This window comes from Vibrio frigidus (genome assembly GCF_042465995.1).
GTDB lineage: Bacteria > Pseudomonadota > Gammaproteobacteria > Enterobacterales > Vibrionaceae > Vibrio.
This window is the reverse complement of the sequence record NZ_JBCDMC010000001.1, coordinates 515,334-534,553: the sequence shown is the minus strand read 5'-3', so window position 1 is coordinate 534,553 and position 19,220 is coordinate 515,334. Positions and strand designations below refer to the sequence as shown.

Sequence of the window (19,220 nt, the reverse complement as noted above, 5' to 3'; positions counted from 1 at the left end):
GGGCAACGTAGCCCCAGATATGAAATAAATGAGAGTTACGCCATATTTACTTCTTTCGCAAGGTTGGTATTTTTAGACCCGCTTCAGATGACGCAATTAATATGCATAGCCTTTTTAATTGTGTCTCTTTTTTCTTAGCACTCATAACCCACCAAATAGAATCTCTTTTATAGGATGGTGCTAAATTAACAAAGAATAACCAAGCGGGTTCGTTTCGCCTGATCTGTCCTTCATACTCTTTGCCAAGTGGTACATTTCTCTGTTCAGAGGAATAGCCCTCTCTATCGGTTCTGTTGTTAAAGATGTTGATTCCTTCTGGTTTCATCTTTCCAAGTTGCATCAATGTTTTTACCTTCTTTATGTTCACAGCACTCCATACGCTTTGTGCTTTGCGCGGAGTAAAGCGAATCTTATAGCTTTCTTTATCCATTGTTTTTCGTATACCGTCGATCCACCCAAAACACAGAGCGGTGTCAACCGACGTAGACCACGTAAGGCTTACACGCCCGGAGCTCTTTTTGTAAAAACCGACCCAAAGTTCATTAGCTTCAGCATGATGCGCTTCTAACCAAACGGTAAACTCGTCTTGGTTTTTGAAAAAAATCAGATCTGCCATCTTATTGCCTCCTTAGTTAGCCACCAATAGTTAGTCACCAATTTTTGCATCGTCGAGCGCTTCCTACAGAATGCCAATATACTCTCCAACCGTTTGAGGTTAAGTTTCGTCTAGAGGCATTCTTAGGGCTAGGTTGTTGTCTAATGTCCCAACCACTCTAAAATTGCTTGGTTTGTTTCTTCTGGCTTTTCTTGCTGGATCCAATGGCCACAATCTAGATTGACGACGTCTACATTAGGTACAAACTCTGTTAGTTTTTCAGACTTCGGAATCATATCCCGGTCTCCATAGATCATGAGCGTAGGCTGTTGAATAATTGGGTTCACTTCCGCCAGTAAGCGCCAGTTTCGGTCAAGGTTTCTATACCAATTTATGCTGCCAGTGAACCCTGTTGATTCGAACGCTGATACGAAAACGGACAATTCGTTGTCGCTCATTATCGCCTCACCGAGTGGTACTTCTGCTCTGGCTCTCTCTGCGGCTCATTTTTCCTGTACAGGTTGCGAAGAAACTGGGATGTATTCTCCTCCAATATGGTATCTGCGACGCCTGGACGTCGATTAAAGTGGACAAAATAGTAATCACTGCCAAGTATCTGTTCCATGAACTCAATCCAAGGGGTTTCTCCACGCTCTTGGTAAGGCAAACTCAGATTTATCACTTTATTAACACGGTTTGGATGCAATAAGGCCAGCCCCCAAACGATCATCGCCCCCCAATCATGACCAACAAAGGTGGCATCTTCGTATCCGTAATGATCGAGAAGTGCGATAAGATCACCCGACAAGTGTTCAATATCATAGGCCGCTACCTCTGTCGGGTGAGATGAGTTGCCATAACCCCTCTGGTTTGGAACAATGACATGGTAGCCCGCTCTTGCGAGCGCGGGTATCTGATATCGCCAAGAAAACGCATGTTCTGGCCAGCCATGACAGAGCACAATGGGGTTTCCTACATTTTGCAGACCCGCTTCGTAGACTTCGAGTTTCACACCGTTGACTGAAATAAGGGTGGGTTTAGGGAAATCGGTTGGATCAAACATTGCTTTCTCCTTTATCTATATTGGATGTTCAGACAGCACCTCCTTTTCGGATGGCCCGCTTTCCAGCGTCAGCGATTTACGGATGTACATTGCACCTTCGACATCTCCTTGCTGACGTGGACAGATAAAGTATATAAGCTAATGGTGACAAATAATGACACCATTGAATGGAAACCTTACGAAATGAATATTCGCCTACGACAAGACGCCATCGTGCGTATCCTTCGTCGCAACGGTACGTCGACGGTCGCCGATCTAGCGGATGAGGTTGGTACATCTCGACGTACCGTATTACGTGATATTTGCACACTGCGCGATGACGGTTTTGTCATTCATTCTGAACCTGGACGCGGAGGAGGCCTGCAACTTGATCCACGCTCTATTCAAACCACAATTCGACTCTCGGTCGCCGAGGTCTTTGCACTTCTCATCAGCGTTGCATCTATGTATGCAACCGGAGGTATTCCATTTTCGGGGCTCGCAGATGTAGGGCTTGCCAAAATCGAAAGCGCATTGCCATCAGACAAATTAGGCGATCTGCGCCGTCTACTGGATTGCTTGTATGTCGCGAAACTTGCACCGCAGGTGGACATAAGCGATATGGGAGAAATGGACCCCGATCTGCTGCCCGCTTTCGAGACAGCTTTTTTGCAACGGCTACATTTGCGCTTTCAATACCGTGACGCAAAAGGAGCAGTAACCAACCGATACGTTGAGCCGCAAGCTATGTTGATCCTGCCACCACTTTGGTATTTGGTCGCCTGGGATCCTGCATGCAGTGATTTTCGCCATTTTCGAATGGATCGAATCAGTACGCCTGAATTCGTCGAAGGGGTCACATTTCTACGACGACATGTGCCGTTCGAAGATCATGTATCTCCAATTCGCAATCTCGCTCGCTAACTTTCATAAACTCTATTCATTCGTCTGTTTAGGTCGGTCGAGTTGAGACAATTAATATGCAGACAACGAGGAAAGAGACTTTAGGCAAGCTTCTCATCATTTATGACGTAGAAATGAGCATCATAGAACCGAGATCACATCTGTCTGGCTTCATCCAACATATCGATGCCACTCACATATATATAAACCATAAAAATCAATTAATGTTTTTGAGACACTATTTAGTCTGATCGCTCTCTCCACCTTTCAACCACATAACCGATATCTTGAGAGCCGGGTCTATTTATCTTTCATGGCCCAGCGTTAATACAAGTGAGCTAGGTATGACCCAGATAGATCAACATCAGCACGTAGAAAACCAGCAAGAAATCAACAGTGACGACGGAAAAGAAGCCATGACGGTTATCGCTTTATATGAAAACCACCTAAAAGACGGCTGTCAGCAACTTCTGACCCTGAACCAAATTCTGTTAAAGGCTGAACGTGGGCAAAGGCGCAGACAAACCCTCAATCGACTGAGCTGGATTTGTGGCCTATCCGTTCTTGTCATTATAATCAGTTATCTCACCGTGGGCGTAAACCTGATAACCGCAATCGGCCTTCTCGTTGCCTATTTTTCAGGTTTGATCCTGCACGATAAGTTATCACCAGCGATGATTGTCCCTGAAGAGACGAATCAGTTGTATACGCTTAACAATCAACTCAGGGAAGAAATCAGCTCAGCAGAAGAAAATACCAATGGCTTACTCTTCCGTCTGCTTAGACAGACCAACTTGTTGGAAATGGCTAGAAGCAGAGGATTATTGCTGGAAGATAATAAGGTCGATCTTTATCAGCTTGAGGCTAACGGGTTATATCAGTATCTGGACGCCATAAACCTGCTTATGGAACACAAAGACCGACTGAAAGGGCTGTAAAAAGCCTAGGTAATTTTGACACTTGTTTTGTAACGCATAGAATCTAGTTACATCCAATCATTGCCTGTTAAAAAGGTTTCTTCATATAACTCTCGTTTTGCAGCATCAAGCGAAAATTCACTATCTTCACCACCACCAGAAATTGCTTGCCACACGCCATTGTCTGCTCTGCGAGCAATCAGGAAGAGGGTTTCCGAAACTATTACTTTGTATGGGGATACTAATACTTGAAATGGTTCTCTCATTCAATTATATCGTGAATCAACCAGTAATTCGTAAATTCTATACCCATGAGGAAGACCAGAACAAATGAAACATGAGCATAGCAATAGGTATTCTCAGTCTAAAAAAGTTTGGGAATACCATTCACAAATTTATAAAATGCCAACTGTAACGTTTCTGGACAAAACCTACTTAGAGTGATTTAACTAACTGGCAAAATTCACATTACTGAAAGTATTACAAAGTCAGAGAGCACCATGATAACTAGATCTAAACATCATGTAGAAACGCTTGAATCTGGAAAAGTGAGGTTCAGAAATATCAAATGGTGATGTCCACTTTCGGCCACCTCAAAAAGCACTCATACGGCTCTGATGATTTTTACCCAAAGATTGCTGGAACCTTTGGGTATGATATTTTTACGCTTGATATGCAGAGTAATCGATATAACCCTTCTCACTGCCTCCATAGAGATTCAGGCGCGCATCAGCATCAAACTCCGTTAACGGCCAATCATTTTTAAAACGCTCAACTAAATCGGGATTGGTAACATAAGGCGTACCAAATGCAACAAAATCTGCGTACTTTTTCTCAAGTAAAACTTGTGCGCTTTCTTTAGTTAGCTTGCCAGCCACCATGATAGGGTTTGAGTATACCTCTCGTGCTTGCTGGCGGAACGCTTCTGGTGCCTCAACATAACGAGAAATATTTTCAGAGAAATGCACATAAGCCAGATTCATCGGCATCATTTTTTCAAGCGCCTTTAAGATAACATCGACAATCTCTACATCCTCTTCCGCAAAGCCCTCGATGACATGAGGTGATACGCGAACCGCGACTTTGTCACCGCCAATTTCGTTGACTAGCGCTTGCAGCACTTCAAGCATAAAGCGCATGCGGTTTTCTTGGCTACCACCATATTGGTCATCACGTTGATTACTTTCTAAACGCATGAAAGTATCCAGTAAGTAACCATGAGCGGCGTGCACTTCTACACCGTCAAAGCCCGCATCAATGGCATTTTTTGCTGCTTGCACGAAATCTACAATGGTGTCGTCGATATCTTGCTGACTCATAGCTCTTGGCTGTTCTGTTTCGACCATGCCAAAACCACCTTCTGGTAATGAACCAAACACTTGATCAGGCACTTTCAGCGCTGACGGTGCTAATGGTTGCTCTCCAGAAATAATAGAATGGCTACGACGACCAACGTGCCAAAGCTGAATAAAAACTTTACCACCCTCTTCATGAATCGCGTGTGTCACCTTCTTCCAACCTTCGATATGGTCTTGAGTGTAGATACCTGGTGTCATTGAATAACCACGGCCCACAGTTGAGATCGGCGTACCTTCTGTGACTATCAAACCGGCATTAGCACGCTGTTTATAATACGTTGCCATCATTTCATTGGGCACGTCACCCGGCTGAGTGGTACGTGAACGCGTCATAGGTGCCATCGCAATACGATTATTTGTTTTTAATCCCGTGTTACTGAATTCTTGAAATAACATAAACTAGCCCTTACGTTGATAAGTTGGGTAATCGGTTAGGCCATTTTCATCACCACCAAACAGCGTCTCTGGATTATGGGTAGCGAGTGGGTAACCATTTTGAATTCGGCTTGGCAGATCTGGGTTAGCCACAAAAGGTCGACCAAAGCCGATCATATCAGCCAGTCCGTCATCAATAGCTTGTTCAGCTTTTTCCGCATTATAACGACCTGCGTAAATCAAAATGCCTTGATAAGCCTCCCGTAAGGCACGTTTAAAAGACACGGGCGTATCAGGGGCGTCATCCCAATCAACTTCAGCAATATGCAGATAAACGATGCCGTGCTTATTCAGTAACGCAGCAGCAGCGGTATAGGTCTCGATAGGGTTCGCATCTACGGTGCCATTTAAGGTAGTCAAAGGAGCCAGACGCACACCAACACGGTCAACACCAATCGCTTCAACTAATGCTGCAACGACTTCATCAAGAAAACGAAGACGATTTTCCAGGCTACCGCCGTATTCATCGGTACGGTTGTTAGCTTCGGAGTCAATGAATTGGTTGATCAAATAACCATTCGCAGCATGCAGTTCAATGCCATCAAAACCTGCTTCAATCGCATTAAATCCCGCTTGACGATAATCTGCGATGACTTGTTGAATATCCGCTTTTGTCATTGCCCTAGGCTGCACGACGTCAACAAAACCAGGTTCATCACTGCCATTGTCAACGAATACTTTTACGTTTTCCGCCTTTAACGCTGATGAAGAAATCGGTTGCTCACCACCAATATTATCTGGGTGAGTGACTCTGCCCACATGCCATAACTGCGCAAAGATAGCGCTTTGTTTGGCATGCACAGCGTCAGTCACTTTACGCCAACCAGCAATCTGCTCAGGTGTGTAAATACCTGGGGTCCACGCATAGCCTTTTGCAGTAGCTGAAATTTGCGTGCCTTCAGACACAATCAATCCTGCACTGGCACGCTGAGCGTAATAGGTTGCCATCATGTCATTAGCGATATCACCAGGCTGACTGGCTCTTGAGCGCGTCATAGGTGGCATGACAATGCGGTTTTTGAGTGTGAGTCCACCCAGCGTAAATGGTTGAAATAGTGATAGTGACATAGTTGAACCCTCTTCATTTGATAGGGGCATACTAGCAAATGAATCACTAAACATTTACAACAACAAAGACAAATAATATTTGTTAAATTTGCAATAATCAGCTCATTCAAGCTGTCTACAGGGTTAACTTAGGCTTAATAAAATCGATAAAAGCGGAGATCCGCTTGGCCACAGAAGAAGTCTTATAATATACCGCGTTGACTTGCTCTCTTCTTGGGTGGTTGATTTTTTCGCTCTCCAACAGCGGGATTAAACGCCCTTCGGCAATATCTTTATTCACCATAAACCCTGATAGACATGCAATGCCATTTCCTGCCAACACAATTTGTCGAATGGTTTCGCCATTACTTGATGACATTAAAGCGTCTAACTGGCTAAAATCTTTTAAAGGCCAGTCATTCAAAATCTTGGGGGCGACAAATCCAATGAGATTATGCTGAGCGAGATCGCTGGTTTTGTTGGGGAGCCCTCGTTTTGATATATATTCTGGCGAAGCCACAATATACAAGAGGCTTCGACCCAGCGACCTAGCATGAAGCGTTGAATCGCTTAACGCACCAATACGGATTGCTAAATCGGTTTTCTTTTCTAGCAAATCCACAATGCCTTCATTGGAGGTTATTTCCAGCTCAATATCGGGATAGGCTTGATTAAATGACAGCACCAATGGCACCAGTTGGTGAAACACAAATGGACTAGCCGCGTCGACACGTAAACGGCCTTTGGGCAATTCCCCACGGGAAATAATATCTTCTTCCGCCTGTTGTAATTGCATTAACCCCACCCGCACAGAGTCAATGAACTGACGCCCTTCATCGGTTAATTCAATACGCCTGGTGGTTCGGTTTAAAATAGTGACCCCAAGTTGACTCTCCACCTTACTTACCGCTCTTGATACTCGCGCGACTTGTATATCTAAGCTCTCTGCAGCCGCAGAAAAACCACCTGTATCGACTACGGCAAGTAAAATTCCTAAATCATCAGATTTTGTTCGCATGCTATTTTCCTCAATTTTATCAACTCGCTCATTAGCTTTATTGCATTTATAACAAATATCATTTGTAAAAACCTCTATTTTTCACAAAAAAGCTTTAGTGCAAAATGCCCCCCATCAATTAACAACACGACTGCATAGCAACAAATACATCGGCTATTGCTGGTCATTTTCAAACAACAGAGAATAAATATTATGCCTTTAGCACTTCTCGCATTGACGCTCAGCGCCTTTGCTATCGGAACAACGGAGTTTGTGATAGTTGGGCTACTACCAACCATGGCTTCTGACTTAAATGTCTCACTACCATCGGCGGGGCTACTTGTTAGCCTTTATGCATTGGGCGTTGCGATTGGCGCTCCCGTTTTAACCGCGCTGACAGGAAAATGGAATCGAAAATACGTGCTGCTTTCCGTAATGTCCCTGTTTGTTGCTGGTAACTTACTGGCGTGGCAAGCACCGGGTTACGATACCTTAATTGCAGCCCGAATATTGACTGGCCTTGCCCACGGCGTGTTTTTCTCCATTGGTGCCACAATTGCCACTGGTTTAGTGGCTAAAGAGAAAGCGGCCAGTGCTATTGCCATTATGTTTACAGGTTTAACCGTTGCTTTGGTGACGGGGGTGCCTTTAGGAACTTATATCGGCCAATCTTTTGGCTGGCAAGCGACCTTTTTAATTGTTGCAATACTGGGTCTTATTGCTTTAATTGGTAGCGCGATCTTAGTGCCACATAACTTAAAACAACCTCCAGCGGCAAAATTGTCAGCACAACTGAAAGTATTGACTCAGCCTCGCTTACTGCTTGTTTACGCCATTACAGCACTGGGTTACGGCGGCACATTTACTGCTTTCACGTTCCTTGCACCAATCTTAGAAGAAGTGTCAGGTTTTGGTTCAAGTGCTATCAGCATAATCATGCTGGTTTACGGAGTATCTGTGGCAATCGGTAATATCTGGGGCGGAAAAATGGCCGATAAGATGGGGCCAATCAAAGCATTAACCATTATTTTCTCAGGTCTGGCGGCAGTATTGGTTGTGTTTAACTTTACCGCTGCTAACCCAGTAGCAGCAGTGTTCACCATCTTAGTTTGGGGGGCATTTGCGTTTGGTAATGTCCCTGGTTTACAAGTCTACGTAGTAAAACTTGCTGAAAAATACACTCCCGATGCAGTGGATGTGGCTTCAGGCTTAAACATTGCGGCGTTTAATGTCGGTATTGCCCTAGGATCTTGGGGCGGCGGTATTATTGTTGCAAAAGCAGGCCTAATGCATACCCCTTGGGTTGGCGCTATGGTTGTTCTCGTCGCTCTTACACTAACTCGATTAAGTGGAAGATTAGATACAAAAACGCCTAACACTCAACGGGCCGGACTTGAATCCGCATAACTTTATGAGTCGAGTATTGTGATACCTGCGTATTGCAATACTCAAACAGCTATTGGAGATTACTTAAAGCGCTGGCTTTTCTTACCTTTGTGCTGTTGCTCGTATTTGAATTAAGGAATCACAATGAAGACTGTTTTTATTACTGGAGCTAACCGCGGACTTGGCCTAGAGCTCGCGGCACAATATGCTCAGAATGACTGGTGTGTGATAACGTGTTGTCGCGACCTCAGTTCAGCATCTGAACTCACTCAGCTTGCCAATGCTTATCGCAATATTACTTTACATAAATTAGATGTAACTGATGAAAACCAAATCTTAGCATTGAGCCAAACATTTTATGAACAACCAATTGATGTACTTATTCACAACGCTGGCGTAAGTGGAAATCAATGTGAAGCTTTAGGTAATATGGGGCAAAAAGGTTGGTTAGAGGTACTGACCATTAATACCGTAGCTCCAGCCTTGATCACACAAGCATTGCTGAACAACCTAACGAGTGGTGAAGACAAAACTATCGTTGGGATGACCTCCGTTTTAGCCAGTATTGATGATAACCGCACTGGTGGGCGATACAGCTACCGAGCATCTAAAGCAGCGCTAAACCAGATTATTAAATCATTGGCTTGTGAGCTATCCAGCCAAGGTATCAAAACTATGGCAATACATCCGGGCTGGGTAAAAACTGACATGGGTGGGCCTGATGGGAAAATCACCACAGCGCAGAGTGTGGAAGGCATAATCAATGTCATTGCGCACCTAGAAGTCAAGCATTCAGGCTCTTTCTTTGTATATGATGGTACGCAACTGCCATGGTAAATACTGCAAATGTAAGTTTATCGATAAGAACCACTCTTAAGAATGCCGCCTTTGTGATCCTTGGTGGTTTAGGTTTAGTTTTACTCTTGCTAAAAGTAGACTTTGACTTTTCTGATATTGAATGGGAGTGGAATGAACTGGATATGGATTACTTAGGCGATATTTCAATAGAGTCAAGTAACATGGAGGGTTCATAACTCAAAGCCATTGATGCTTTTCTAATATCAATGGCTCGACTCTATTCGTTTGGAGGACTTTGTAGTGGTTGAGGCTTTCTTAGTTTGAGGTTCTTTTGAAACGCAACTTTCAGGCCATCTAAAAGTCATTATCAAAGATTATTCATTGAGTTCATTGACATGAAATAAATGGGAGACAGGTCTTACATTCTACAAATTGATTAGCTCAGAGGCTCTTCTCCGCTCAGATATGGCAAATCCCGAACAACAGAATGTACATGAGCCTTTGCTCTAACAAGAAACGGGGCAGATCCTTCTCAGCCGAACTACTGAATCAACTCATTTCTGGACAAAACCTTGTCAGTGATTTTGCTAATTTAGCATTTAAAGGATTAACTCAGGTATTGATAATCTCTAAATACGTGTCCAAGTTCACTTAGCCACTACAGGAGCCGTCCGAGTCTTAAAAAACATCATCCCAATACGGTAAATCACCATAATAGTTACTGAGAAACTCGATAAAAACACTCAACTTAGTCGCAATCAGCTTACGGTGCGGATACACCGCATATAGCGCCATGGGTTCTGGCTCAAACTCTTTTAGAATAACGTTAAGTAGGCCCTTCTTTACTGCGTCAGACACGATAAAAGTGGGTTGAAAAACATAGCCCTCTCCCGCTATAGCGGACTCAACGAGGATATCGCCGTTGTTGCAAGATATACCGGAACTCTCCTCTTTTGACGAGCGCTTCAGAGCATTCATAAGTGGGGACTCGGATTGACTGTAATCCATGTAGCTGTAGCTTAGCAGATGCTCTGGAATAAGCTGTTCCGGATGCTCTGGCGTTCCATGCCGTTCAAGATAGTCAGGGGAAGCACACATAACCAGCCGAACCGGAGCAACACGCTTTGCAATTAAGGATGAGCTTTTTAATTGCCCGATCCGTAACGCTAAATCAAAGCCCTCCTCAACCACATCGACTTTCCGATCGTTGAGTTGCAAATCGATACCCACAGCCGGATTGAGCTGCTTAAAATCCCGAATAAGTGAAGCGAGATGCTTGGTAGCAAAAGTCACCGGTGCACTGATACGCAGTAAACCTTGCGCCTCATTCTTTAACTGCCCCATGCTCCCTTCCATCTCTTGAATACTTTCCAAAATGTGCTGAACGTGTTGCACACATCGCTCGCCCGCTTCTGTTAGGTGTACTTTTCTCGTCGTGCGGTTAAGCAGCCGCACCCCGAGTTGTTCCTCCAAATGAGATACGTACTTACTGACCAACTGATTTGACGTTCCCAGTTTCTCTGCCGCCTTGGTAAAACCGCCTTCTCTAGAAACCGTGAGAAACGCCCTCATGGTGTCAATCCTATCCATTGAACAACTCCTATCTTTAGCTCATTACCAACAATACATTGGAATTCATTCAATGAAAATGCCATTTATCATCAAAATAAGAAACAGTAATCTTATTCCCAAGTTAAGGCTTAATTGAATCAATCAACTCAGAGGGAATATCCATGAACAAGCAAATGTTTAACAAAGTAATTCAATCCAATGCTGGCTTTGCGGCGCTGGTACTGAGAGTTCCAGTTGGAATCGTTTTAGCTGCACATGGTGCACAAAAGCTGTTTGGCTGGTTTGGTGGCTATGGACTTGAAGGCACTGGCCAATGGATGGCAAGCATTGGGCTAGCTCCCGGTTACCTAATGGCATTGATGGCTGGCAGTGCAGAATTCTTCGGAGGTTTAGCCTTGATGTTTGGCCTTTTGACTCGCCCAGCAGCAGTGGTCAATGCATTTGCCATGTTAGTGGCAATCTTCAGCGTTCACATCAGCCATGGCTTATTTATCAGCAATAACGGTTACGAGTTTGCTTTGGCGTTATTCGCTGCCACTTTTGCGCTAGCCATTCAAGGTGGCGGAAAGTTTGCCATTGATAACCGCTTACTTGGTGCAACCAAAACCGCTTAATAAAAGCTATTGGACTCGAAACAAATTAGACAAACAACAGAGGCCCATGGCGTACGCTCGTAGGGGACTCTCCGAAAAAAGGAAAGATTATGTTGGTAAATGGTAAGTGGGAACTCAAGTGGGAACCCGTTCAAGAGAAAGACAGTGAAGGCCGCTTCATCCGCCAAAGCAGCGCATTTACAAATCGCATTGACGATGCACAGTCAGCAGTCGATAAAGGTTTGCGACTCTATGCTGCTTACATTTGTCCTTGGGCAACACGCACATTAATTGCTCGTTCGTTGTTTAACTTAGAAGATGTAATTGACGTGAAAATCTTAGACCCAGTACTAACAGATTTCGGTTGGCAATTTGGTGGGAAATCTGAGTCAACGGTAGGCTCTACAGAGAGTGACATTGAGGGAGTGGAATACGCTCACCATCTCTATACGATGACTGATGACCAATACACTGGTCGAGCGACTGTGCCTGTACTTTGGGATTGTGGTGATAACAAAATCATCAACAACGAGTCTGCTGATATTCTTCATATTTTGAACGAAGACTTACGACCGATTCATAATTCAAACATCAATTTGTACCCGACTGAGTTGCAGTCACAAATTGAAGAGTTTAATGCCAGTATCTACAACAGCTTAAACAATGGCGTGTACCGCGCAGGATTCGCTTCAAGCCAAAAAGCTTACGACGAAGCCATGGTTGATATTTTCGCTCGCTTAGAAGAACTGGAAACACATTTTGCGAATAACGATTTTGCCGTTGGCAACCAGCTAACCGAAAGCGACATTCGGTTATTCGTTACCTTGATCCGATTTGATGTGGCCTACCATGGCCTATTTAAAACTAACATCAAAGCCATCTCAGACTACCCTGCGTTGTCAGCGTATTTGGACCGCTTATTACAAATCGAAGCCTTTGCGAAAAACACTCGTGTCGATCATATTAAAGCGGGCTATTACTCGATAACTGCACTAAATCCATCGGGCATTATTCCTAGGGGACCACGATTGGATTGGTTTAAATATATACCGGAGGGAGTATGAAACTAGCACCTCTGATGTTCGTTGGTCACGGTTCTCCGATGTTTGCGTTAGGCGCAAGCATCGAGGCTCAAAAACAGGTGACCGATAACTTAACCCATCAAACCGCTAAATTTGATGATGTGGAAGCTATCGTAGTGATATCACCACATTGGCTTACCCGCGGTAATGTCGTTATCACCAACGATCAGCCAGAAACCATACACGACTTTGGTGGCTTTCCACCTGAATTATACGAATTGAACTACCCAGCCATGGGCTCACACATTGTTGGTAATAAAGTCATCGACTTATTAACCAACAATGGTTTCGAAACCAAGGCGGACAATTACCGAGGCTGGGATCACGGTGTTTGGGTACCGCTGTGTCACTTGCGCCCAAATGCAGACAAGCCAATAGTGCAATTGTCGCTGAATGTTGATCTATCACCAGATGAACTAGAAAAGCTCGGTAATACCTTGAAACAATTGCGTAAGCAGAATATTGCGGTTATTTGCTCAGGTAGCTTGACTCACAATTTATATGACATTCGAATGAGTCACGAGCGCGTCGCAGATTATGCAAACAAATTCCAAAATTGGGCACGGAAAATCGTTCTTGAAGGCAATTTAGCGGAGGCAAAACAGCCTCACGTTAAATCGGTTCACTATACGAAGTCACACCCTACCTCTGAGCATTATTTGCCGTTAGTTATTGCTATGGGAGCAAAAGATAACGCTGATAATCTTACGGTGTTGGAAAGTCCAATCTTGCATCACTCCATTTCAATGGAGAGTTATGTTTGGTCTCAGTGAGCAATAACATTACTTTAGTTTAGAAAAGAAGCAGCAACCAAGATAGGTATAAACTGCAAGGCTAACACCGAATGGGGCAAATCTTAGTTACGAAGTGACAATCGTCTCGATTTTAGTCTGGTGGAGGAACATACAACATACAACACACAACACTCCTCCTCCCAAACTTTTGAGAACGTAATTATTTGTAAAGACAGTTGCTCTATAATAATTGCAACTTGATAATATCTACTAAATTTGGTCTCTAAATCAAGTTTATGGATAGCTTTATTAAGGATGTTCGGAAATGTCTGACTGGAAACAAAACCTACAAAAAACGCGTTATGCAATGGATGGCCTTTTATTGTTAGGCTTCATGCTAGTTTCTGCCCCGCAATCTACTGGCGTTCCATTGCATGAATGGTTCAGTTTAATATTTGCTATCCCTTTTGTAATTCACATCCTGCTTCACTGGGATTGGATTAAATCGAGCTATCGCAGAATGTCGTCAGGGGCATCCAAAAAAGAAAAATTTAGTATAGTTTGGGCTTATATACTTTATCTTGTCATGCTACTTGTTTTTGTTAGTGGGTTTCTTGTTTCAGTTTCCTTACTACCTGCATTCAATATCGATCTCCATATTCAAGACTTCTGGTCCAAAATTCACCATGACTCAGCCACACTTATTATGCCAGTAATTGGAATTCACCTAGCATTGTATTGGAATTGGATTGTTAAACTAACTAAACGCATGACAGCAAAGAGCGCCTAAATATGAAATATCTTAAAACTCACTGGAAATCGCGCCTTGTAATTGTTTTGATGGTTTCAGTAGCGATTAGTGTACTTATGATAGTGGTAGAACAAACAGATTGGGCAGCTAAAATTAACCAAGAAGGCTTTTCTCATGGTGAAAATGGAGAACCAAAAGGCCCGTCTTTTTTTAATTATATCTTGCCGTTTGTTAAAGAGTTAGTTCTTATTGGTATTCCTATGGGGATATCTCTTTTAATATTGAAAGTATTTAACCGTAAGAAACGCTTATTCAACTAGCGGTTCTACAGTATCCCTGATTTATACAGAGTCAGAATGGTACAAAAACAAGTCTGCGGAGAATTCGCTAACTCTGTGAATACGATAAATTTTCAGGTTACATTATACCGTTGACGTTGATTCGGTGATTAAAAGCGGCGATCTCTCCCTTATTTTCTTTTGGTTATCTGAGAATACTTGGCCTAAAGGCAGTTTGTTGACCACGGATGAATTAGTTAAAGCAGCGACTGGAGAAACCTGAATGTCGCGCACTTTCAGGCGCATTCGAGAAGTCGTTACCTCTAGTGGTATAAATAATTAAGGCTGGTCAGGTATTTCTGATTCAGCCTTTTTAATCACATTTTGAAATACGATGCCATCAACTCATTTTTGGACAAAACCTTGTCAGTGATTTTGCTAATTTAGCTTTTAATGGATAACCTGAAGTACTGCAAAATATCTAGTTAAGTGGCCAAATTCATTCATCCACTACACACCCAATCGTCATCTCGCTAACTGGCTATACACAGATTATTTAAGTGTTTCATGCAACAATTTGTAGCCCACACCATAAACCGAACGGATAGGGTTCGCGGTTGGTGCAACGGCATGTATTTTTTTGCGGATGTTCTTAATGTGGGTATCAATATTTCTGTCTGATACATCCGCAAGATCACTGTAAAGCGCATTGAGAATATCATCACGACTATACACTCGCCCCGGATGCTCAACCAACAGACGAAGTAACATAAACTCTTTGGGCGTTAAGTCGAGAAAGCAGCCGCTAAATCGAGCCTCATACTCGTCAGGCTTCAATACAAATTGTCCTAAAACTAACTCAGGGCTATGTATGGCAGGATTCGGTTGAATCGCCAAAGTTCGGCGCAGTACCGTTTTGACCCTCGCAATCACCTCTCTAGGGCTAAACGGCTTGCAAATATAATCATCGGCTCCGAGCTCTAAACCAATCAATCGGTCGATCTCTTCACTTTTTGCGGTCACCATAATAATGGGCAACTGAGAGAACTGGCGTACCTGTTTGCATATCTCGATACCGTCCATATCTGGCAACATTAAATCAAGCAGCATTAAGTCAAACGTCTGCGATTTCACCGTCGCCACGACTTCTGCACCCGACGCAAGATGGGTCACTTCAAAACCGCTATTTTGGCAATACGCAATCAAGACTTCGGCAATGTATTCTTCGTCTTCCACAATCAAAATATGCGTATTCATTCTCTTCTTCCTCTATCGAAGTCTTATTGTTAGGTAGTATGGCGATGGATCGGTAGGGTTATCATCATTTTAACACCGCCCATAACCGATTTTTTAGCACAAATAGTGCCTTGATGCGCCTCGATAATTTGGTGACACAATGCTAAACCAATACCAGAGCCACCATGCTCTCGACTGCGAGATTGTTCTACTCGATAAAAGCGTTCAAATACCCGCGTGAAATCTTGCTCAGGTATGGATGGTGACGTGTCTTCGATTGCCACCTCAACGGTATTTTTTTCTTTGTGAAGTGATAAAGTGATGTTTCCCGGTGCGTCGGTATAACGACAACTATTTTCCAATATGTTGGTAAACAACTGCGTCAAACGATCTCGATCAGCGATGACGAAACAATCGGTATTCTCTATCACATACAAAGGTTCACAATCTAGCTCCAACCCAAGCTCATCGGTTTTCACCTTAAAGCTAAGTAAGATATCTTGGAGGAGTTCAACGAGATTAAATGATGTTTTTTTGTATGACAGTCCGCCAATGTCGGTAATGGACAATTGGTAAATATCGTCAACCAAGTTACTCATCCCATCTATTTGGTCAATCATCACCTGTAAACGCTTTTCATCCGCTTTAAAAATTCCGTCTTGAATCGCATTGAGTTGCCCTCGAACAACCGTTAGGGGTGTTTTCAGTTCGTGTGCAACATCTGACATCCATTTAGAACGTTCCGTTTTGTTTTTCTCTAGAGTCTGAGCCAGAACATTAATATTGTCCGTCAGTTCGCCAAGTTCATCGTTGCTACTGCTAACAACTTTTGTTGAAAGGTTACCCTGAATTAACTGAGTCGTACCCTGATTAACCCTAAATATGGGCGCAACCAAGTGACGAGAGAAAAGCCATGCGGTGACAAACGCAAGGACAATAACAGCGAGCGTAATAGAGAGATAACTTTGGTATTGCTCAGCCAGAAACGCGTTAGCGGGGCTATGTTCAGCCAGTCGCGATGGGACATAACTTAACCAACCAATCACGTTACCCTCGTACTCTATAGCTTGAGTTAACATCCTTTCATCAATTTGAGATCGCCCAACCACGACCGTCTTATTCGCATCATACAAACTGAGCCTCCGCTGTGTTTGCAATAGCTGGCTTATACCTGTTGTATCTGTCGGTACAGACAACGACGCATGATCCTCACCCGATCTTCTCGAACCAACTAGGCGTCGCCAATGGTTTTCATCGCCTTTTAACGATTGCCATGTCCCATTTTCTTGATAAAACTCGCCCAATTTTTGGCTGACTTGTTCGACATAGTTCGATTCCGCATCTTTAATGAAATCATGAAAACCCGATGACAAGTTTTGCATGATCAGTGCGAGCATAATGCACACAGCCAAAAAGCTTGTCATACAAAACGCTAGAAAGAACTTATGAATGATCTTCAGCTTAAAATTCACTTTCAACGTCTGTTTCCTTATCCTTTAGATAGCGCATCTACAGGGTTTAATCTTGCTGCATTTCTGGCCGGCAAGAAACCAAACAGAATCCCAATCAATGTTGAGCACATAAAGGCGGCAATAATTGAGTTGGTCGAATAAATAAGACTCAAGCCACTGCTCATTGATGAGATAACCAAACCAACAACGTAAGCTAAACCAATACCCAAAGCACCGCCACATAGACACACCAGCACCGCCTCTATTAAAAACTGTCTCATAATATCCGCTTGTCTTGCCCCTACAGCCATTCGGATACCGATCTCCCGTGTGCGCTCGGTTACCGACACCAACATGATATTCATGACCCCAATACCACCAACCACCAATGAAATAAAGGCAATCGCCGAGATAAGTAAGGTCATCGTTGATGAGGTTTGTTCAATGTTTTCCCTTACCGTATCCGTATTAACAGTAAAAAAGTCCTCTACGCCATGGCGCATTTTAATCAAGTTAATGATCGCTTGCTCTGCAGCGACACTCGATACTTCATCACTCACCCTTACTGTAATATCATTTACGTAATTTTGGCTGTAGATACGAGAGTTTACCGTACTATAAGGCAGCCATACATTCAAAGCATCGCTATTACCAGATGCCATTTTACTTACTTCAGTGACTCCAATAATGCGCACTGGCAACTGGCCCAAAAAGATCACTTGCCCAAGAGCATCACCATCAGGAAAGAGATCGTTTAAGGTGTTATTGTCAATGACGGCGACTTGGCCCAATGAAGCGACACTTTCCTCATCAAACAATTGCCCTTGTGCTAACTCAAAACCTTGAACGCGAAAATAGTCAGGGCCAACGCCTTGCACCTCTGCGGTGACGACCTCACTACCATAGCGTACAGTAACATTGGCACGCACGGTTGGCGTCACGCTATCAACAAATGATAGATTCGTTAAGGCATTGGCATCACTTGCGGTTAGCGTTCTTATTCGGCCCGCACGTCTATCACCTAATCCAGAGCCGGGTTTGATTTCAATGGTATTGGTCCCCATCGAAGCCATTTGTGACAACACTTGTGCCTGAGAGCCGTTACCGATCGCCACTACGGATACCACAGAGGCAATACCGATAATGATCCCCAGCATCGTTAAAAACGTTCTTAGACGGTGACTGCCCATTGCCGATAGTGACATTTTGAACGCTTCAACAAAGCTGAACCATTGCGCGGAAAGTGGCTTTGATGCGAATGTATTCGCATTTTGTTTTTCTGCAACACTTGTTGATGAAGCATCTATAACCGAATTAGCTACTACTGAATGTTTAATTGAGGCGGTATCGTTACTGACATCGCTGGTTATATCACTAACAATTTCACCATCAGAGATTTCAATAACACGCTCTGCTGATACGGCGATTTTAGGGTCATGAGTGACGAGTACAATGGTGTGCCCTTGCTGATGCAAATCTCGAAGTAGCTGCATCATTTTTTTACCGCTGTAACTATCAAGCGCACCGGTTGGTTCATCGGCAAGGATCACTGTACCACCATTAATTAAAGCGCGAGCGACACTAACCCTTTGTTGTTGTCCACCACTTAATTGACTAGGCTTGTGACCCATACGATCGGCTAATCCCAATCTGTTTAGCAACTTCTCTGCGCGTGCCTGACGCGACGATTTATTTTCTGCCGAGTAGAGCGCCGGAATTTCAACGTTTCCGATAGCGGTAAGATCATCCAACAGGTGATAACGCTGAAATATGAAACCAAAATAGTCACGTCGTAACTCTGCTAATCGGTCTGGATTCATTGTGGAGGTATCTTGACCATTGACCAAATACGCCCCTTCACTGGGGGTATCTAAGCAACCTAAAATATTCATTAAGGTTGATTTACCCGAACCAGATGCCCCCATAATCGCAATCATTTCGCCGCGACGAATAGTCAGATTGACGTTGTTCAATACCGTTAATTCCTCATCACCAGCAGGAAAACGACGACTAAGACCCGAGACTTCTAATAGTACGTCACTCAT

At 43.6% G+C, this 19,220-nt stretch carries 20 protein-coding genes and 2 pseudogenes; 11 read left to right on the top strand and 11 right to left on the bottom strand.

The window, feature by feature from the left end; translation table 11 throughout:
* Nucleotides 1–46 precede the first annotated feature (46 nt).
* From AACW90_RS02345 to AACW90_RS02335, 3 genes are all read right to left on the bottom strand, one after another.
* Nucleotides 47–616 carry a YdeI/OmpD-associated family protein gene (locus AACW90_RS02345; RefSeq protein WP_390230208.1) on the bottom strand — a complete coding sequence of 190 codons (570 nt, stop codon included), beginning with the start codon at nt 614–616 and terminating at the stop codon, nt 47–49.
* A gap of 140 nt (nt 617–756) precedes the next feature.
* Nucleotides 757–1,053 (bottom strand): alpha/beta fold hydrolase, encoded by a 297-nt coding sequence (locus AACW90_RS02340; protein WP_390230206.1) that lies wholly within the window; start codon nt 1,051–1,053, stop codon nt 757–759.
* Nucleotides 1,053–1,658 carry an alpha/beta fold hydrolase gene (locus tag AACW90_RS02335; protein WP_390230203.1) on the bottom strand — a complete coding sequence of 202 codons (606 nt, stop codon included), beginning with the start codon at nt 1,656–1,658 and terminating at the stop codon, nt 1,053–1,055. The genes AACW90_RS02340 and AACW90_RS02335 overlap by 1 nt, the downstream gene beginning before the upstream one ends.
* A gap of 183 nt (nt 1,659–1,841) precedes the next feature.
* Here AACW90_RS02335 and AACW90_RS02330 point away from each other — a divergent pair, with 183 nt between their 5' ends.
* Both AACW90_RS02330 and AACW90_RS02325 read left to right on the top strand, forming a co-directional pair.
* On the top strand, nt 1,842–2,561 hold the full coding sequence (locus tag AACW90_RS02330) for a helix-turn-helix transcriptional regulator (RefSeq protein WP_390230837.1): 720 nt from the start codon (nt 1,842–1,844) through the stop codon (nt 2,559–2,561).
* A 323-nt stretch (nt 2,562–2,884) separates the two neighbouring features.
* Nucleotides 2,885–3,478 carry a hypothetical protein gene (locus tag AACW90_RS02325; RefSeq protein WP_390230200.1) on the top strand — a complete coding sequence of 198 codons (594 nt, stop codon included), beginning with the start codon at nt 2,885–2,887 and terminating at the stop codon, nt 3,476–3,478.
* A gap of 53 nt (nt 3,479–3,531) precedes the next feature.
* On the opposite strand, the pseudogene AACW90_RS02320 reads toward AACW90_RS02325, so the two are convergent.
* From AACW90_RS02320 to AACW90_RS02305, 4 genes and pseudogenes are all read right to left on the bottom strand, one after another.
* Nucleotides 3,532–3,723: pseudogene (locus AACW90_RS02320) on the bottom strand (NUDIX domain-containing protein); the annotation flags it as partial.
* A 396-nt stretch (nt 3,724–4,119) separates the two neighbouring features.
* On the bottom strand, nt 4,120–5,211 hold the full coding sequence (locus AACW90_RS02315; protein WP_390230197.1) for an alkene reductase: 1,092 nt from the start codon (nt 5,209–5,211) through the stop codon (nt 4,120–4,122).
* Nucleotides 5,212–5,214: 3 nt separating this feature from the next.
* Nucleotides 5,215–6,318 (bottom strand): alkene reductase, encoded by a 1,104-nt coding sequence (locus AACW90_RS02310; protein ID WP_390230193.1) that lies wholly within the window; start codon nt 6,316–6,318, stop codon nt 5,215–5,217.
* A gap of 115 nt (nt 6,319–6,433) precedes the next feature.
* Nucleotides 6,434–7,315: a LysR substrate-binding domain-containing protein gene (locus AACW90_RS02305; RefSeq protein WP_390230190.1), complete on the bottom strand. Its 882-nt coding sequence runs from the start codon at nt 7,313–7,315 to the stop codon at nt 6,434–6,436.
* Between the two features lie 192 nt (nt 7,316–7,507).
* On the opposite strand from AACW90_RS02305, the gene AACW90_RS02300 reads away from it, so the two are divergent.
* The 3 genes from AACW90_RS02300 (at nt 7,508) to AACW90_RS02290 (ending at nt 9,714) form a co-directional block, all read left to right on the top strand.
* Nucleotides 7,508–8,701 carry an MFS transporter gene (locus tag AACW90_RS02300; protein WP_390230187.1) on the top strand — a complete coding sequence of 398 codons (1,194 nt, stop codon included), beginning with the start codon at nt 7,508–7,510 and terminating at the stop codon, nt 8,699–8,701.
* Nucleotides 8,702–8,824: 123 nt separating this feature from the next.
* Nucleotides 8,825–9,517, top strand: coding sequence for an SDR family oxidoreductase (locus tag AACW90_RS02295; RefSeq protein ID WP_390230184.1), 693 nt, complete (start codon nt 8,825–8,827; stop codon nt 9,515–9,517).
* On the top strand, nt 9,511–9,714 hold the full coding sequence (locus AACW90_RS02290) for a hypothetical protein (RefSeq protein WP_390230182.1): 204 nt from the start codon (nt 9,511–9,513) through the stop codon (nt 9,712–9,714). The genes AACW90_RS02295 and AACW90_RS02290 overlap by 7 nt, the downstream gene beginning before the upstream one ends.
* 442 nt (nt 9,715–10,156) lie before the next feature.
* On the opposite strand, the gene AACW90_RS02285 is transcribed toward AACW90_RS02290, so the two are convergent.
* Nucleotides 10,157–11,050, bottom strand: coding sequence for a LysR family transcriptional regulator (locus tag AACW90_RS02285; RefSeq protein ID WP_390230179.1), 894 nt, complete (start codon nt 11,048–11,050; stop codon nt 10,157–10,159).
* 161 nt (nt 11,051–11,211) lie between these two features.
* Here AACW90_RS02285 and AACW90_RS02280 point away from each other — a divergent pair, with 161 nt between their 5' ends.
* The 6 genes and pseudogenes from AACW90_RS02280 to AACW90_RS02255 all read left to right on the top strand — a co-directional run.
* Nucleotides 11,212–11,664, top strand: coding sequence for a DoxX family protein (locus AACW90_RS02280; RefSeq protein ID WP_390230176.1), 453 nt, complete (start codon nt 11,212–11,214; stop codon nt 11,662–11,664).
* Nucleotides 11,665–11,753: 89 nt separating this feature from the next.
* Nucleotides 11,754–12,707, top strand: coding sequence for a glutathione S-transferase family protein (locus tag AACW90_RS02275; RefSeq protein WP_390230173.1), 954 nt, complete (start codon nt 11,754–11,756; stop codon nt 12,705–12,707).
* Complete coding sequence (locus AACW90_RS02270; protein WP_390230170.1) at nt 12,704–13,498, top strand: DODA-type extradiol aromatic ring-opening family dioxygenase; 795 nt, start codon at nt 12,704–12,706, stop codon at nt 13,496–13,498. The genes AACW90_RS02275 and AACW90_RS02270 overlap by 4 nt, the downstream gene beginning before the upstream one ends.
* A 286-nt stretch (nt 13,499–13,784) precedes the next feature.
* Complete coding sequence (locus AACW90_RS02265) at nt 13,785–14,249, top strand: cytochrome b/b6 domain-containing protein (RefSeq protein WP_390230168.1); 465 nt, start codon at nt 13,785–13,787, stop codon at nt 14,247–14,249.
* A gap of 2 nt (nt 14,250–14,251) precedes the next feature.
* The gene (locus AACW90_RS02260; protein WP_390230165.1) at nt 14,252–14,530 is read left to right on the top strand and encodes a hypothetical protein; all 279 of its coding nucleotides are present in this window, start codon (nt 14,252–14,254) and stop codon (nt 14,528–14,530) included.
* Between the two features lie 106 nt (nt 14,531–14,636).
* Nucleotides 14,637–14,815 (top strand): annotated as a pseudogene (locus tag AACW90_RS02255) (carboxypeptidase M32); the annotation flags it as partial.
* Nucleotides 14,816–15,040: 225 nt separating this feature from the next.
* Here the strand turns inward: AACW90_RS02255 and AACW90_RS02250 are convergent.
* Genes AACW90_RS02250 through AACW90_RS02240 form a run of 3 tightly spaced genes read right to left on the bottom strand, consistent with a single transcriptional unit; the run spans nt 15,041 to nt 19,220 of the window.
* Entirely contained in the window at nt 15,041–15,745 is a 705-nt protein-coding gene (locus AACW90_RS02250) for a response regulator (protein ID WP_390230162.1), read from the bottom strand.
* 29 nt (nt 15,746–15,774) lie between these two features.
* The gene (locus AACW90_RS02245) at nt 15,775–17,202 is read right to left on the bottom strand and encodes an ATP-binding protein (RefSeq protein ID WP_390230159.1); all 1,428 of its coding nucleotides are present in this window, start codon (nt 17,200–17,202) and stop codon (nt 15,775–15,777) included.
* A gap of 11 nt (nt 17,203–17,213) precedes the next feature.
* A complete protein-coding gene (locus AACW90_RS02240; RefSeq protein ID WP_390230157.1) occupies nt 17,214–19,220 on the bottom strand; it encodes a MacB family efflux pump subunit in 2,007 nt (668 codons plus the stop codon).